Source organism: Pseudomonas sp. PA-7-1E, assembly GCF_021605325.1.
GTDB lineage: Bacteria > Pseudomonadota > Gammaproteobacteria > Pseudomonadales > Pseudomonadaceae > Aquipseudomonas > Aquipseudomonas fluorescens_BV.
In genome coordinates this window covers 98,112-112,478 of sequence record NZ_WKFA01000007.1, presented here as the reverse complement: position 1 = coordinate 112,478, position 14,367 = coordinate 98,112, and the positions used below count along the sequence as shown (strand labels likewise).

12 protein-coding genes are annotated in these 14,367 nt (G+C 60.6%); 3 read left to right on the top strand and 9 right to left on the bottom strand.

What is annotated here, in order from left to right:
• Positions 1-5: 5 nt before the first annotated feature.
• Complete coding sequence (gene betB / locus GIW79_RS07090) at positions 6-1,478, bottom strand: betaine-aldehyde dehydrogenase (protein WP_014720261.1); 1,473 nt, start codon at positions 1,476-1,478, stop codon at positions 6-8.
• A gap of 110 nt (positions 1,479-1,588) precedes the next feature.
• Positions 1,589-2,182: a transcriptional regulator BetI gene (betI, locus tag GIW79_RS07085; RefSeq protein WP_054898188.1), complete on the bottom strand. Its 594-nt coding sequence runs from the start codon at positions 2,180-2,182 to the stop codon at positions 1,589-1,591.
• Between the two features lie 389 nt (positions 2,183-2,571).
• Here betI and GIW79_RS07080 point away from each other — a divergent pair, with 389 nt between their 5' ends.
• A complete protein-coding gene (locus GIW79_RS07080) occupies positions 2,572-4,506 on the top strand; it encodes a BCCT family transporter (RefSeq protein WP_230633881.1) in 1,935 nt (644 codons plus the stop codon).
• Positions 4,507-4,661: 155 nt separating this feature from the next.
• Here the strand turns inward: GIW79_RS07080 and choV are convergent, their stop codons facing one another.
• The 3 genes from choV to GIW79_RS07065 form a co-directional block, all read right to left on the bottom strand.
• Positions 4,662-5,840, bottom strand: coding sequence for a choline ABC transporter ATP-binding protein (gene choV, locus GIW79_RS07075; RefSeq protein WP_054922367.1), 1,179 nt, complete (start codon positions 5,838-5,840; stop codon positions 4,662-4,664).
• Entirely contained in the window at positions 5,837-6,682 is an 846-nt protein-coding gene (gene choW / locus GIW79_RS07070; protein WP_003194913.1) for a choline ABC transporter permease subunit, read from the bottom strand. Before choW ends, choV begins: the two co-directional genes overlap by 4 nt.
• 69 nt (positions 6,683-6,751) lie before the next feature.
• Positions 6,752-7,699: a choline ABC transporter substrate-binding protein gene (locus GIW79_RS07065; RefSeq protein ID WP_034128893.1), complete on the bottom strand. Its 948-nt coding sequence runs from the start codon at positions 7,697-7,699 to the stop codon at positions 6,752-6,754.
• A gap of 416 nt (positions 7,700-8,115) precedes the next feature.
• Here GIW79_RS07065 and GIW79_RS07060 point away from each other — a divergent pair, with 416 nt between their 5' ends.
• Both GIW79_RS07060 and GIW79_RS07055 read left to right on the top strand, forming a co-directional pair.
• The gene (locus tag GIW79_RS07060; RefSeq protein WP_236452412.1) at positions 8,116-9,492 is read left to right on the top strand and encodes an L-serine ammonia-lyase; all 1,377 of its coding nucleotides are present in this window, start codon (positions 8,116-8,118) and stop codon (positions 9,490-9,492) included.
• Positions 9,493-10,017: 525 nt separating this feature from the next.
• Positions 10,018-11,121 carry a GlxA family transcriptional regulator gene (locus GIW79_RS07055; protein ID WP_003194907.1) on the top strand — a complete coding sequence of 368 codons (1,104 nt, stop codon included), beginning with the start codon at positions 10,018-10,020 and terminating at the stop codon, positions 11,119-11,121.
• A gap of 88 nt (positions 11,122-11,209) precedes the next feature.
• Here GIW79_RS07055 and GIW79_RS07050 read toward each other — a convergent pair whose 3' ends face one another.
• From GIW79_RS07050 to GIW79_RS07035, 4 genes are all read right to left on the bottom strand, one after another.
• Entirely contained in the window at positions 11,210-11,473 is a 264-nt protein-coding gene (locus GIW79_RS07050) for a hypothetical protein (RefSeq protein ID WP_034128891.1), read from the bottom strand.
• Between the two features lie 225 nt (positions 11,474-11,698).
• Entirely contained in the window at positions 11,699-12,190 is a 492-nt protein-coding gene (locus tag GIW79_RS07045) for a thioesterase family protein (RefSeq protein ID WP_054922373.1), read from the bottom strand.
• Positions 12,191-12,291: 101 nt separating this feature from the next.
• Positions 12,292-13,257 (bottom strand): L-carnitine dehydrogenase, encoded by a 966-nt coding sequence (locus GIW79_RS07040; protein ID WP_198790993.1) that lies wholly within the window; start codon positions 13,255-13,257, stop codon positions 12,292-12,294.
• Positions 13,258-13,399: 142 nt separating this feature from the next.
• Positions 13,400-14,287, bottom strand: a complete 888-nt coding sequence (locus GIW79_RS07035) for a 3-keto-5-aminohexanoate cleavage protein (protein WP_034128888.1) — start codon at positions 14,285-14,287, stop codon at positions 13,400-13,402.
• Between the last annotated feature and the right edge of the window lie 80 nt (positions 14,288-14,367).

The window sequence follows — 14,367 nt, the reverse complement described above, 5'->3', positions numbered from 1 at the left end:
AGGTGTTAGAACACCGAGGCGTAATCGCCCAACTCAACCTGTACCGATTTGATGCGCGTGAAGTTGTTCAGCGAGCTGATCCCGTTCTCACGGCCCACACCCGACTGCTTGTAGCCGCCAACCGGCATCTTCGCGTCGGACTCGCCCCAGGCGTTGATCCAGCAGATACCGGCTTCCAATTGGTGAATCACGCGGTGGGCGCGGTTCAGGTCCTTGGTCACCAGGCCAGCGGCCAGGCCGAAGTCGGTGTCGTTGGCGCGGCGGATCACTTCTTCTTCGGTTTCGTAGGTGAGGATGCTCATCACCGGGCCGAAGATTTCTTCACGCACGATCACCATGTCATCGGTGCAGTCGGTGAACACGGTCGGGGCCACGAAGGCGCCTTTGGCGAAGTCACCCTCGGTCAGGCGGTCGCCGCCGCACAGCAGGCGGGCGCCTTGCTCTTTGCCTTTGGCGATGTAGCCCAGCACGCTTTCCATGTGGGCGAAGCTGACCAGCGGGCCGAAGTTGGTGTTTTCGTCTTCCGGGTTGCCGATGCGAATACGCGCCACACGCTCGACGATCTTGGCTTCGAACGCGGCTTGCAGGTGCTTGGGCACGAACACGCGGGTGCCGTTGGTGCAGACCTGACCGGAGCTGTAGAAGTTGGCCATCATGGCGGTGTCGGCGGCGCGGTCGAGGTCGGCGTCGTCGAAAATGATCAGCGGGGACTTGCCGCCCAGCTCCATGGTCACGTCCTTGAGCGAGGAGCTCGACGCGCTGGCCATGACTTTCTTGCCGGTGTCGGTGCCGCCGGTGAAGGAGACTTTCTCAATGCGCGGGTGCTCGGTCAGCCAGGTGCCGACTTCACGGCCGCTGCCGGTCAGTACGTTGAACACGCCCGCTGGAACGCCAGCCTCGGTGTAGATCTCGGCCAGTTTCAGGGTGGTCAGCGAGGTGACTTCGCTTGGCTTGAAGATCATCGCGTTACCGGCAGCCAGGGCCGGTGCGGATTTCCACAGGGCGATCTGGATCGGGTAGTTCCACGCGCCGATACCGGCAACCACGCCCAGCGGCTCGCGGCGGGTGTAGACAAACGAGGTGTCGCGCAGTGGGATCTGCTCGCCTTCGATGGCAGGTACCAGGCCGGCGTAGTATTCCAGCACGTCAGCGCCGGTGACGATGTCGACGTACTTGGTTTCGGAGAAGGCTTTACCGGTGTCCAGGGTTTCCAGGGCGGCCAGTTCATCGTTGCGCTCGCGCAGGATGTCCACGGCACGGCGCAGGATGCGCGAACGCTCCATGGCGGTCATGGCGGCCCAGATCTTCTGGCCTTTTTCAGCGCTGACCACGGCACGTTCAACGTCGTCTTTGGTGGCGCGTTGCACTTGGGCGAGAACTTCACCGTTAGCCGGGTTGATGGCTTCGAAGGTGGCATCGCTGCCAGCGTCGCTGTAGCCGCCGTCAATGTAGAGTTTTTGCAGGTCGAAACGGGCCATAAAGTCCTCGCAAGTGCATAAGTGGTTGGCGTTACCCGCCGAACAGTGGGCCATGGGGGTGTGGCAACACTGAGCGGCGGACGTTCAGGGGTTGAGCATTTATAAGGGCTCTAACTCACCTGCTTGGCCAATTGGAAATCCATGTATTCGTAAGCGATCCGTTGCGCCTGCTCCGTGTCGAAAGCGTCTCCCGACAGGGCGCCGCGCAACCACAAACCGTCGATCAAAGCCGCCAGCCCGCGGGCTGCGCTGCGTGCCTCGGGTAGCGGCATCGCACGGCGGAACTGGCAACACAGGTTGGAATACAGACGGTGATCGTTGATCCGCTGCAACCTGTGCAATGACGGGTGGTGCATGCTGGTGGCCCAGAAGGCCAGCCAGGTTTTCATTGCCGGGCCGTTGACCTGGCTGGCGTCGAAGTTGCCTTCGATGATCACCTGAAGGTGCGCCCGTGGGCTGTCATCCTTCAAGGCACGCCTGCGCTCTTGCACGTTCTCGATCAGCGCATTCATCAGGTAGCGCATCGTCGCTGCGATCAGGCCGTTCTTGTCCTGAAAGTAGTGGCTGATGATGCCGTTCGAGACGCCGGCCAGACGGGCGATCAGCGCAATGCTGGCATCTCCCATCCCGACCCGATCGATGGCCGTCAACGTGGCTTCGATCAACTGCTGGCGGCGTATGGGTTGCATACCGACCTTGGGCATGTAGCACCTCTCCTTAGGCCTGCCGATGGGCGATCCACGTCCGTCGGCTTGAGGGCCAGTCTATTTTGTTTTGATTGAACGTTCAATCAACAAAGAATAAGATCTGCGACAAATGGTCGCTGCCTACAGATGTTTCCTACCTGCGAGCTGCAACCTTCGACACCTGCAAAAACCCTTGAAACAGGCCACTTCAGAGCCTGATCACCGCTTAGGCGGGCTCAAGAATTTTGGGGTGTCTTTATAACACCCGTCCGTCGACTGCCGAAAAATCGATGTCCCGGGATAACCGTTGCCTTGTGTTTCTCTCTCGCACTGCCTGGAGCATCTGCGCCATGAGTTCTGCCTCTCTTATAAAGACCCCACCGGAAAAGGTCCGGGTCAACGGTTGGGTGTTCTACACCTCCACCGCGCTGATTTTATTGTTGACCGCCATTCTGATCGTCGCCCCGCAGGAGGCCGGGCGCATGCTCGGTGTCGCACAGGCCTGGCTGTCGAAAAGCTTTGGCTGGTACTACATGGTGGTCATCGCCGCCTACCTGGTGTTTGTGGTCGGCCTGGCGTTTTCGTCCTATGGGAAACTTAAGCTGGGTGCGAAGGACGATACCCCAGACTTCAGCTACGGCGCCTGGGCCGGCATGTTGTTCTCGTCGGGTATCGGCATCTCGCTGTTGTATTTCGGTGCGTCCGAGCCGTTGGACCATTACTTCAACCCGCCCGAAGGCGCTGCCGCCAGCAATGGCGCGGCACGCCAGGCGCTGCAGCTGACCTTCCTGCACTGGGGCCTGCACGGCTGGGCGATCTATGCGCTGGTCGGCCTGGCCGTGGCGTACTTTGCGTACCGCCACAACCAACCGCTGGCCCTGCGTTCGGCGCTGTACCCGCTGGTGGGCGAGCGTTGGGTGAAGGGCGCGGCTGGCCATGCGGTAGACGGTTTCGGCATGTTCGTGACCCTGCTGGGCCTGGTGACCAACCTGGGGATCGGCTCGATGCAAGTGTCGTCGGGGCTGGAAAACCTGTTCGGCATGGAGCACAGCAATACCAATTTGCTGATCGTGATCATCGTGATGAGCACCGTGGCGACCATTGCCGCCGTGTCGGGTGTGGAAAACGGTATTCGTCGTCTGTCCAACCTCAACATCGTGCTGTTCAGCGGTTTGCTGATCTTCGTGCTGTTGTTCGGCCCTACCTTGCACCTGCTCAATGGCCTGGTGCAGAACACCGGTGATTACCTCAACGGTATCGTGCTGAAAACCTTCGACCTGTATGTGTACGAAGGCGACGGTGCCAAGACCGAACGCTGGATGGGCCTGTGGACCTTGTTCTACTGGGCCTGGTGGATTTCCTGGGCGCCATTTGTGGGCATGTTCATCGCGCGTATTTCCCGTGGTCGCACCGTGCGCGAACTGGTGGCTGGCGTATTGCTGATCCCGCTGGGCTTTACCCTGGCGTGGCTGTCGATCTTCGGCAACTCGGCCCTGGACCTGGTGTTGAACCATGGGGCGGTGGAGTTGGGCAAGACGGCGCTGGAGCAACCGTCCATGGCCATCTACCAGCTGCTTGAGCATTACCCAGCGTCGAAAGTGGTGATCGGCGTGTCGATCTTCGTGGGCTTCGTGCTGTTCCTGACGCCTGCGGATTCCGGCGCGGTGATGATGGCCAACCTTTCCTGCAAAGGCGGCAATGTGGATGAAGATGCGCCGCACTGGTTGCGTATCTTCTGGTCGGCGGTGATCACCCTGGTGACCATCGGCCTGCTGTTTGCCGGCAACTTCGAAGCCATGCAAACCATGGTGGTGCTGGCGGGGCTGCCGTTCTCTGTGGTGCTGGTGTTCTTTATGTTCGGTTTGCACAAGGCCATGCGCCAGGACGTGGCCACCGAACAGGAGCAAGCGCAATTGGCTGAACGCGGGCGTCGTGGTTTCAGCGAGCGCTTGACGGCGCTGGACCTGCAACCGAGCCAGGCCACCGTGCAGCGCTTTATGGACAAGCACGTAACGCCGGCGTTGGAAGAAGCCGCGAGTGCGTTGCGTGATCAGGGCCTGGAAGTGCAGACCCTGCTGGGCAAATCCAAGCGCTGCATCGGCGTGCGGATCGAGATGGACGAGGGCAACCCGTTTGTCTACGAAGTGAGCCTGGATGGCTACTCGGCGGCACCGGCTGACCTGCCTGAAGAAGAGCGCACCCGTTACTACCGTGCCGAGGTGTACCTGCACAACGGGCCGCAGGAGTATGACCTGATGGGCTTCACCCAGGAACAGATCACCCGGGATGTGCTCGATCAGTTTGAAAGCCATCGGCAGCTCCTTGGCCGGGTCTATAGCTGATAGTTGAAGCCTGGTGGTGTCTTCCCTGACATGATCGTTCCCACGCTCTGCGTGGGAACACCGCCATGGACGCTCCGCGTCCCGCTCTTGAAGTCGTGACGCGGAGCGTCACAGGGTGCATTCCCACGCAGAGCGTGGGAACGATCCACAGGGTTCTAGCCCAGGTTCTTGCCCAGCAGGGCATGGTAGAGCTCACTGTCCCCCAGTATCCCCACCACCTTGTTGTTGTCATGCAGCACCAGCTTGTTGCCTGTCTGGTAGCGAATCTGCAACGCATCGCGCATGCCGATGTTCGAGTCCACCAACGTCGGTACGCGGCCCAAGCCTTCCACGGCTTGCCCTGGCGCCCAGTTCTGCAGGTTCATCGTCACGCCATTCTGGCGTGCGCCCTGGATGGTGTTGCCTTCAGCCAGGTCCAGCCAGGAGTCGCCACCCGGATCAAGGCACACCGAACCATTCACACGCGTGCAGTTATCCAGGGTGCGCATCAGGCTGCGCCCGCACAGCACGTTCAACGGGTTGGTATGGGCGACAAAGGTGCGCACATAGTCGTCCGCCGGGTTCAGCACGATCTCTTCCGGCACGCTGTACTGGATGATCTTGCCGTCTTTCATGATCGCGATACGGCTGCCGAGCTTGAGTGCTTCATCCAGGTCGTGGCTGACGAACACGATGGTCTTGCTCAATTTGCGTTGCAGTTCCAGTAGCTCATCTTGCAAGCCTTGGCGGATCAGCGGGTCGAGGGCAGAGAAGGGTTCGTCCATCAGCAGGATATCGGCGTCCATCGCCAGGGCGCGAGCCAGGCCGACGCGCTGCTGCATACCGCCGGACAACTCGTCGGGCTTCTTGTTGCGCCATTGGCTCAGGCCCACCAGTTCGAGTTTCTCGTCCACCAGTGTGCGTCGTTCTTTCTCTGGGCGGCCCTGCATCTCCAGGCCGAAGCTGATGTTCTCGCGCACCGTCAGCCATGGCATCAGGGCGAACTTCTGGAACACCATGGCGATGCGTTTGGTGCGCATCATTTTCAGCTCGGCGGGGGTGCAGGAGGCGATGTCGATCTGACGCCCTTCATGCTCCACAAACAGCTGGCCACGGCTGACGGTATTGAGGCCGTTGATGCAGCGCAGCAAGCTGGATTTGCCTGAGCCCGAGAGGCCCATCAGCACACAGATCTCGCCTTTCTCGATATCCAGGCTGGCGTTCTCGACGCCGACGATCTGCCCGGTCTTCTTCAGGATTTCGTTACGGCTCATGCCCTGGTCCAGCAGCTTGAGCGCTTCGCGTGGGTCTTTGGAAAAGATCACGTCGACTTTGTCGAATCGGATAATGCTCATGCATCACCCCCTACTTTAGCGTCGGGTTGTTTGCAGATACGGTCGAGCATGATGGCGAGCAACACAATGGCCAGGCCCGCTTCAAAGCCCAGCGCAATATCGGCAGTGTTGAGTGCGTTGACCACCGGCTTACCGAGGCCGTCGGCGCCTACCAGGGCGGCGATCACCACCATCGACAGCGACAGCATGATGCATTGGGTAATGCCGGCGGCGATGCTCGGCATGGCGTGGGGCAGTTCAATGCGTGAGAGCAACTGGCGGCGCGAGCAGCCAAAGGCCTTGCCGGCGTCCATCAGCTCTTGCGGCACATCGCGGATACCCAGGTAGGTCAGGCGGATCGGCGCGGCAATCGCGAACACCACCGTGGAAATCAGCCCAGGCACCACACCCAGCCCGAAGAGGGTCAGGGTAGGGATGAGGTAGACGAAGGTCGGCACGGTCTGCATCAGATCGAGTACCGGCCGCATCATGGTGTAGAACATCGGCTTATGCGCGGCAACAATGCCCAGCGGCACACCGATGACCACGCAGACCAGGGTGGCAAACAGCACCTGCGCGAGGGTTTCCATGGTTTCTTGCCAGTACCCCAGGTTGAGGATCAGCAGGAAGGAGGCGATGACAAAAACAGTCAGTCCCCATTTACGTTGAATAAAGTGAGCCAGCAGCGCAATCAGACCGATCAATGCCAGTGGATTGAACCAGGTCAGCGCAAACGTCACGCCGTGGATCATCGTTTCCAGTGTCGATGCGATTGCGTCGAAGTAGTTGGCACCGTGTTGGGTCAACCAGTCGACGAAGGCAGCGATGTACTGGCCTAGTGGGATTTTCTGTTCAGTCAGCATGGTAGTGAATGTCCACATGCGAAGGGGAAAACATCCCAGGCCAGCGCACCGGCCTGGGGTCAGCGGGTGCTATTTGGCGAGGTAAGCTTTAACGGCATCGAGCCCTGGTTTGCCATCAACGGTGGTGACACCGGCGAGCCAGGTGTCGAGCACTTGCGGGTTCTTCTGCAGCCAGGCCTTGGCGGCAGCATCGGCCTTCATCTTGTCGTCCAGGACGTTACCCATCAGGGTGCTTTCCATGTCGAGGGTGAACACCAGGTTTTTCAGCAACTGACCAACGTTGCTGCATTCCTGGGTGTAGCCTTTGCGGGTGTTGGTGTAGATGGTGGCCTGGCCGTAGTTGGGGCCGAACGAGTCGTCACCACCGGTCAGGTACTTCATCTTGAAGCGAGTGTTCATCGGGTGCGGTTCCCAGCCGAGGAACACGATGGCCTGGTTGCGCTTGGAGGCGCGTTCAACCTGGGAGAGCATGCCGGCTTCGCTGGATTCGACCACCTTGAAACCGGCGGTTTTCAGGCCGAAGGCATCTTTGTCGATCAGCGTCTGGATGGTGCGGTTGCCATCGTTGCCCGGCTCGATGCCGTAGATCTTGCCGCCCAGCTCATCCTTGAATTTGGCGATGTCGGCGAAGTCTTTCAGACCCTTCTCATACAGCGCCTCTGGGACCGCCAGGGTGTACTTGGCGTTCTCCAGGTTGGCGCGCACGGTTTCCACGGTGCCGGCATCACGGTACTGCTTGATGTCGTTTTCCATGGTCGGCATCCAGTTGCCGAGGAAGATATCCATGTTCTTGCCGTCGGCCAGGGACTTGTAAGTCACAGGTACCGAAATCATCGTGGTGCGCGGCTTGTAGCCCAGGCCCTTGAGGATCTCGCTGGTGGTCGCGGTGGTGACGGTGATGTCGGTCCAGCCGACATCGGAGAAGTTGACGGTCTTGCACTGTTCCGGTTCTGCGGCGTGTGCCACGACTGGCAGACTCAGCATGGCGGCCAACAACAACGAGGGTGAACCTTTCATGTGGGTAGACTCCTGTGTCTTTTCTGGCGGCATTCGCCGCGCTTTATAAGTGTTGCGGTTGGAGCGTGCGACAACAGCTCTGGCGCGGTGCCTTGCAAACGAGTCGAGACTGATCATGTACCAGTGAAAATCTGACGCCTACAGGGGGCGTCGTATCCAGTACAGGGAGGGTCGCATCCAGTACCGATGACGTCGCTTACAGGTTTTTCCGAAGGTAAAACTGCTGTTTTTACCCTTCTGCACCGCAAAAAACGGCCAAAACTGGCGTTCGCACGCGAGCGCCGCTGGTGAGCATGAGTGCGTCGGTGTGAGACGCCGTGATGACGAATAAAAGCTTGATGATGCCGCCATCTGGGCGATCTGAGCGTAGCACCTCGTTCAAGCCCGGCCCGTGCTTATCGAGGAGTTCCACGTTAATGGCTATCAGCGTTTTCGACCTGTTCAAGATCGGCATCGGGCCTTCGAGTTCCCACACCGTGGGGCCCATGCGCGCCGCGGCGTTGTTCGTTCAAGGGTTGCGTGAGCGTGGGTGGCTGGAACAGGTGCAGCGTGTCGAAGTGCAACTGTACGGCTCGTTGTCGGCCACCGGCATCGGCCACGGCAGCGACACCGCCACCATCATGGGCCTGATGGGCGAGTGGCCAGACGCAATCGACCCCACGCAAATCGGCGCCCGTATCCACACCCTGCGCGAAACCGACACGCTGCTGCTGGACGGGCGTTTGCCGGTGCCCTTTGTGTGGGCGCGGGATATGCGCCTGCTCGATGAGAACCTGCCGTTCCATCCCAATGCCATGACCCTGGTGGTGTTTGGCGAAAACGGCGAGTTGCACCGCGACACCTATTACTCGGTGGGCGGCGGTTTTGTGGTGGATGAAGCCCAGGCCCAAAGCGGTGTGGCGGACATGGACCGCACCGAGCTGCCTTATGACTTTTCCAGTGCCGTGGAGCTGTTGCAGTTGTGCAAGATCCACAACCTGCGCGTTGCCGAACTGATGCTGGCGAATGAAAAAACCTGGCGCAGCGAAGAAGAAATCCGCAGCGGCCTGATGAAGCTCTGGCGCGCCATGCAAGATTGCGTGGAGCAGGGCCTCAAGCACGAAGGCATCCTGCCCGGCGGCTTGAACGTGCGCCGTCGCGCTGCCAAGTTGCACCGCAGCTTGCAGGAGCTGAACAAGCCCAATGTGATCGGCTCGACCTTGAGCGCCATGGAATGGGTCAACCTGTTCGCCCTGGCGGTCAACGAAGAAAACGCCGCCGGTGGGCGCATGGTCACGGCGCCCACCAACGGTGCGGCGGGAATCATCCCGGCGGTGTTGCACTACTTCATGAAGTTCAGTGAAGAAGTCACCGAAGCCAACGTGGTTGACTACCTGCTGGGCGCGGCGGCGGTGGGCATCCTGTGTAAAAAGAACGCCTCGATCTCCGGTGCCGAAGTCGGTTGCCAGGGCGAGGTCGGTTCCGCGTGTGCCATGGCCGCAGCCGGGCTGGCGGAGATCCTTGGTGCCACGCCGGAGCAACTGTGCAACGCCGCCGAAATCGGCCTGGAACATAACCTCGGCCTGACCTGCGACCCGGTGGGCGGCCTGGTGCAAGTGCCGTGTATCGAGCGCAATGCAATTGCGGCGGTGAAGGCGATCAACGCGGCGCAAATGGCGTTGCGTGGCGATGGCCAGCACTTCATCTCGTTGGACCGGGTGATCCGCACCATGCGTGATACCGGGGCCGATATGCATGACAAGTACAAAGAGACATCACGCGGTGGGTTGGCGGTGAGTGCGGTTGAATGTTGAGTCAGTGACATGATCGTTCCCGCGCTCCGCGTGGGAATGCCGCCCCGGACGCTCCGCCCATGGGTGACGCAGAGCGTGACAGGATGCATGCCCACGCAGAGCGTGGGAACGAGCTGAACAGAGGGGCATCATTGCTCACAAAGTGAACACCCCAGCCAAAATCGCCACCTTTTAGCGCGTCGCAAATAGATAAGTAGCTTCCGAACGAATTCCTACACGATCACACGCCTGATGTGCTTTGGGTGACAGACTCCTCCTACGCCCGCAAAGCGCCTTCCCACAAGTGCTACCGATCTGCTCACCCCCCTTGAACCCCGCCCGTTATGCGTCATATCCCGCACTTCACGCGTGGGCTCATATAGACGCATAAACAGGTCGTTTTCAGGAGTTCTTGAATAGCCATTCAATTTTAGGCATGGCATTTGCTCTATCAATTACAAAGCCTCTCCTTTTCAGGACGAGCGCAATAACAAGAGCCTCGCCTGAGGCCGCCACCCGCTTTGTGTGATGTGAGGAGATACCGCGATGACGTCGACCAACTCCGGGGCCCAACCCCAGAACCGTGCGCCTCAATCCATCGGCTTTTTGCTGCTGGACAATTTCACGCTGATTTCCCTGGCGTCAGCCGTGGAGCCACTGCGCATGGCCAACCAGCTGTCCGGCCGCGAGCTGTATCGCTGGACAACCCTGAGTGTCGACGGCAACCAGGTGTGGGCCAGCGATGGCCTGCAAATCACACCCGATGCCTCCATGCACAAAGCACCCGTGCTGGACACGGTCATCGTGTGCGGCGGCGTGGGTATCCAGCGCACCGTCACCCGTGAACATGTGTCGTGGCTGCAAAGCCAGGCACGCCAGTCTCGTCGCCTCGGCGCAGTGTGCACCGGCAGTTGGGCCCTGGCCTGCGCCGGCTTGCTCGACGGCTTTGATTGCAGCGTGCACTGGGAATGCCTGGCGTCGATGCAGGAAGCCTTCCCGCGGGTGGCCATGAGCACGCGCCTGTTCACCCTCGACCGCAACCGCTTCACCAGCTCCGGTGGTACCGCGCCCCTGGACATGATGTTGCACCTGATCAGCCGCGACCACGGCCGTGAATTGTCGGCCGCCATCTCCGAGATGTTCGTGTACGAACGCATCCGCAACGAACAGGATCACCAGCGTGTGCCGCTCAAGCACATGCTTGGCACCAACCAGCCGAAGCTGCAGGAAATCGTCGCGCTGATGGAAGCCAACCTCGAAGAGCCAATCGACCTGGACGAACTGGCGGTGTATGTCGCCGTGTCGCGCCGGCAGTTGGAGCGGCTGTTCCAGAAATACCTGCACTGCTCGCCGTCGCGCTACTACCTCAAGCTGCGCCTGATTCGTGCGCGGCAGTTGCTCAAGCAAACGCCGATGTCGATCATCGAAGTCGCCTCGGTGTGCGGGTTTGTGTCTACGCCGCACTTCTCCAAGTGCTACCGCGAATATTTCGGCATTCCGCCACGGGATGAACGTGTCGGCTCCAACACCACCCAGCAAGTGGCGATGATGCCGATTCCGCCGGCACTGGTGTTGTCACCGTTGTCGGGGCCGATGTCGGCGTTGAGCCAGGCCAGGAACGAGTCGACGTTTGCCAGTGTAAGGCTCTAAACCGAGTCGTCTGCATCGCAGGCAAGCCAGCTGCCACCTTGGAATGCGTTCTCCTGTGGGAGCTGGCTTGCCTGCGATAGCGGTATTTTCAGGCGCCGGAGTTCTGTTTGAATTGCATCAGCGCCGGCAACAACTGCTTGTCGATCGCCTGGCGCACGGCCGGCAAAATGGTCGCCTTGCCGGTGTACATTTGCTCCACCATTCCCTTGAGCGCCTTGGCCCGCGCTTCGCTCAAACCGCGCACTGCACATTCACACGCCTGCTCGGCGCTGGCGCCGCTGGACACTTCAAAACCCAGTGAGCGCAGTTGGCTCAGCAGGTCATCCTGATCAATCAAATCCGCGTGCATCATGACGTTTATCCTGGTGTAGGGAACAGGGATTGACCTGGATTCTGGTAGGCCCTTGCTGGGTGGGCAAGAGCAGAATCGAGCGATGGCTTGGATGGCTATGAACAGGTCGTTTTCGGGTCACTTGGCAATACGGTTAATAGGCACACTGAACCCAGGCACGCAGCTTGACGGTTTGGTCACCCTCCAGATGCACAGCTCACACAAGGCCCCTCTGCCCCGATCCAGTCACGGCTGGCTCGGGGCTTTTTTTGCCGGTAAACCGATGACACGGCCAAGCAGGGCAGGCCTTGGCAGCTCGGCCTGGGCAGCGCCGATCGCGGCAAGCCGTTGCAGCGTGGCCTCGGTGAACAGCGTGGCCTGCGGCCCGGCCAGGTCGACGTGCAACAGCATCTGTTCATTGCCGGCCAGTTCCTCGTCGTCTCCCACCCGGTGCAGGCTGTGATAAAGGTGCAGGCGCTTGGCGTCATGGGCGATCAGTTGGGTATGCACCTCAACCTCGGCCCCGAGCTTCACCTCATGCAGGTAGTTCAGGTGCAGCTCCAGGGTGAACAGCGAGTGGCCACTGGCTTCGCGGTTTTCGCTGTCCAGCCCCAGCGCGTCCATCAGCGCATCGGTGGCGTAGCTGAAGATCAGCAGATAGAACGCGTCACGCAGATGGCCGTTGTAGTCGACCCAGTCGGGCAGGATTTTGGTGGTGTAGGTGGTCAGTGCGGGCATGGCATGAATCCAATTCAGTGTGCGGTCAAATGTGCTGGCCGGTCTGCGATAGCAATGGTGAGGCCAACACCGCCATCGCAGGCAAGCCAGCTCCCACAGGGTTATTCGGCGAAGTTCATGCCGTGCTTGGCCTTGGTTGTTTTTACGGCTTCCAGCACCGCCAGCAGGCAGTCATCACGATAGCGCTCCAGCGCCGAGATGCTGTGGTTACCCAACTGCTCAGCGGTGCCATCGACCACATCATCAATCAGCTTTTCAGTCAATTCAGGCGCCGGTAGATAAGTCCACGGCAGCTGCAACGCCGGGCCGAACTGTGCCATGAAGTGGCGCATGCCGGCGTCGCCGCCCGCCAGTGTGTAAGTGAGGAAAGTGCCCATGAACGACCAGCGCAACCCGGCACCAAAACGAATGGCGTCGTCGATTTCGCCGGTGGTCGCCACCCCGTCATTGACCAGGTGCAGCGCCTCACGCCACAGCGCTTCCAGTAGGCGGTCGGCAATAAACCCCGGCACTTCCTTGCGCACATGCAAAGGGCGCATGCCGAGGGATTCATACACCTTGATCGCTGCCTGGATCGCCTCTGGCGCGGTGTTTTTGCCGCCCACCACTTCTACCAGTGGCAACAGGTAGACGGGGTTGAAGGGGTGGCCGACCACGCACCGTTCCGGGTGGGTAGAGCTTTCATAGAATTCGCTGGGCAATAGCCCTGAGGTGCTGGAGCCGATCAATGCGTTCGGCTTGGCCGCGGCGCTGATCTGGCGGTGCAATTGCAGCTTCAGCTCCAGGCGTTCTGGGGCGCTTTCCTGGATGAAGTCGGCGTCTTTTACGCAGTCTTCGATGGTAGTGACAAAGCGCAGGCGGTCCTGGGAGGCACCTGCCGCCAGGCCCTGTTGTTCAAGGGCGGGCCAGGCGTTGGCGACGCGTTTGCGCAAGGCCGCCTCGGCACCGGGCGCGGGGTCCCAGGCCACCACATCCAGACCATGGGCAAGGGCACGGGACACCCAGCCGCTGCCGATGACACCGCTGCCCAACGCAGCAAAGGTTTTGATTTCGGTGATAAAGCGCATGGCATATTCCTAAAGTGTTCGATGATCCGTTGTGGGAGCCGGGCTTGCCCGCGATGGCGGCATTGCAGGCTACAAAGATGTGGCAGATTTACTGGCCTCATCGCGGGCAAGCCCGGCTCCCACAGGAGTGGTGGTGTCTGTGTTAGCCGCGTTGGGTCAGGCCCATCTTGATGCGGCCTTCGGCTGGGGTCAGGACCCTCGCGCCTAACCGGCTGAGAATTTCACTGGCGCGCTCCACCAACTGCCCATTGGTGGCGAGCACGCCTTTGTCCAGCCACAGGTTGTCTTCCAGGCCCACCCGTACGTTGCCGCCCAGCAGCACCGCCTGCGCGGCCATTGGCATTTGCATGCGGCCAATGCCGAAGCCGGCCCACACCGCGTCGGCGGGCAGGTTATCGACCATGGCTTTCATGGTGGTGGTGTCGGCCGGTGCCCCCCAGGGAATGCCCAGGCACAGTTGGAACAGCGGGTTATCCAGCAGCCCTTCCTTGATCATCTGCTTGGCGAACCACAGGTGGCCGGTGTCGAAAATTTCCAGCTCGGCCTTTACGCCCAGTTCCTGGATACGTTTGGCGCCGGCACGCAGCTGCGCCGGGGTGGACACGTAAATGGTGTCGCCATCGCCGAAGTTCAGCGTGCCGCAGTCCAGGGTGCAGATTTCCGGCAGCAGTTCTTCGACGTGGGCCAGGCGGGTCAGCGGGCCCACCAGGTCGGTATTGGGCCCGAACTCCATGGGATTCTCGCCGCCACCGATCTCCAGGTCGCCACCCATGCCGGCGGTGAGGTTGACGATGATGTCGATGTCGGCCTCGCGGATGCGCTCCATCACTTCGCGGTACAGCGCAACGTCGCGACTGAACTTGCCGGTCTCGGGGTCGCGTACGTGGCAATGCACGACCGTGGCGCCGGCCTTGGCGGCTTCCACGGCAGCGGCGGCGATTTGCTTGGGAGTGACCGGCACGTGGGGGCTTCTGGCGGTCGTGTCGCCAGCACCGGTGAGTGCGCAGGTGATGATGACGTCGTGGTTCATGGGGCGGTTCCTTACAGGCGGGTGATTTCAAGGCGCAGGGCGCCGTTCGCAACCTTCAGGGGTTGCGAAGCGGTGATCTG

What these genes read in the sequence shown, in the direction of transcription:
- betB (WP_014720261.1), bottom strand. Translation starts at nt 1,478, where the DNA reads ATGGCCCGTTTCGACCTGCAAAAACTCTACATTGACGGCGGCTACAGC.
- betI (WP_054898188.1), bottom strand. Translation starts at nt 2,182, where the DNA reads ATGCCCAAGGTCGGTATGCAACCCATACGCCGCCAGCAGTTGATCGAA.
- choV (WP_054922367.1), bottom strand. Translation starts at nt 5,840, where the DNA reads ATGAGCATTATCCGATTCGACAAAGTCGACGTGATCTTTTCCAAAGAC.
- choW (WP_003194913.1), bottom strand. Translation starts at nt 6,682, where the DNA reads ATGCTGACTGAACAGAAAATCCCACTAGGCCAGTACATCGCTGCCTTC.
- GIW79_RS07065 (WP_034128893.1), bottom strand. Translation starts at nt 7,699, where the DNA reads ATGAAAGGTTCACCCTCGTTGTTGTTGGCCGCCATGCTGAGTCTGCCA.
- GIW79_RS07060 (WP_236452412.1), top strand. Translation starts at nt 8,116, where the DNA reads ATGGCTATCAGCGTTTTCGACCTGTTCAAGATCGGCATCGGGCCTTCG.
- GIW79_RS07055 (WP_003194907.1), top strand. Translation starts at nt 10,018, where the DNA reads ATGACGTCGACCAACTCCGGGGCCCAACCCCAGAACCGTGCGCCTCAA.
- GIW79_RS07050 (WP_034128891.1), bottom strand. Translation starts at nt 11,473, where the DNA reads ATGATGCACGCGGATTTGATTGATCAGGATGACCTGCTGAGCCAACTG.
- GIW79_RS07045 (WP_054922373.1), bottom strand. Translation starts at nt 12,190, where the DNA reads ATGCCCGCACTGACCACCTACACCACCAAAATCCTGCCCGACTGGGTC.
- GIW79_RS07040 (WP_198790993.1), bottom strand. Translation starts at nt 13,257, where the DNA reads ATGCGCTTTATCACCGAAATCAAAACCTTTGCTGCGTTGGGCAGCGGT.
- GIW79_RS07035 (WP_034128888.1), bottom strand. Translation starts at nt 14,287, where the DNA reads ATGAACCACGACGTCATCATCACCTGCGCACTCACCGGTGCTGGCGAC.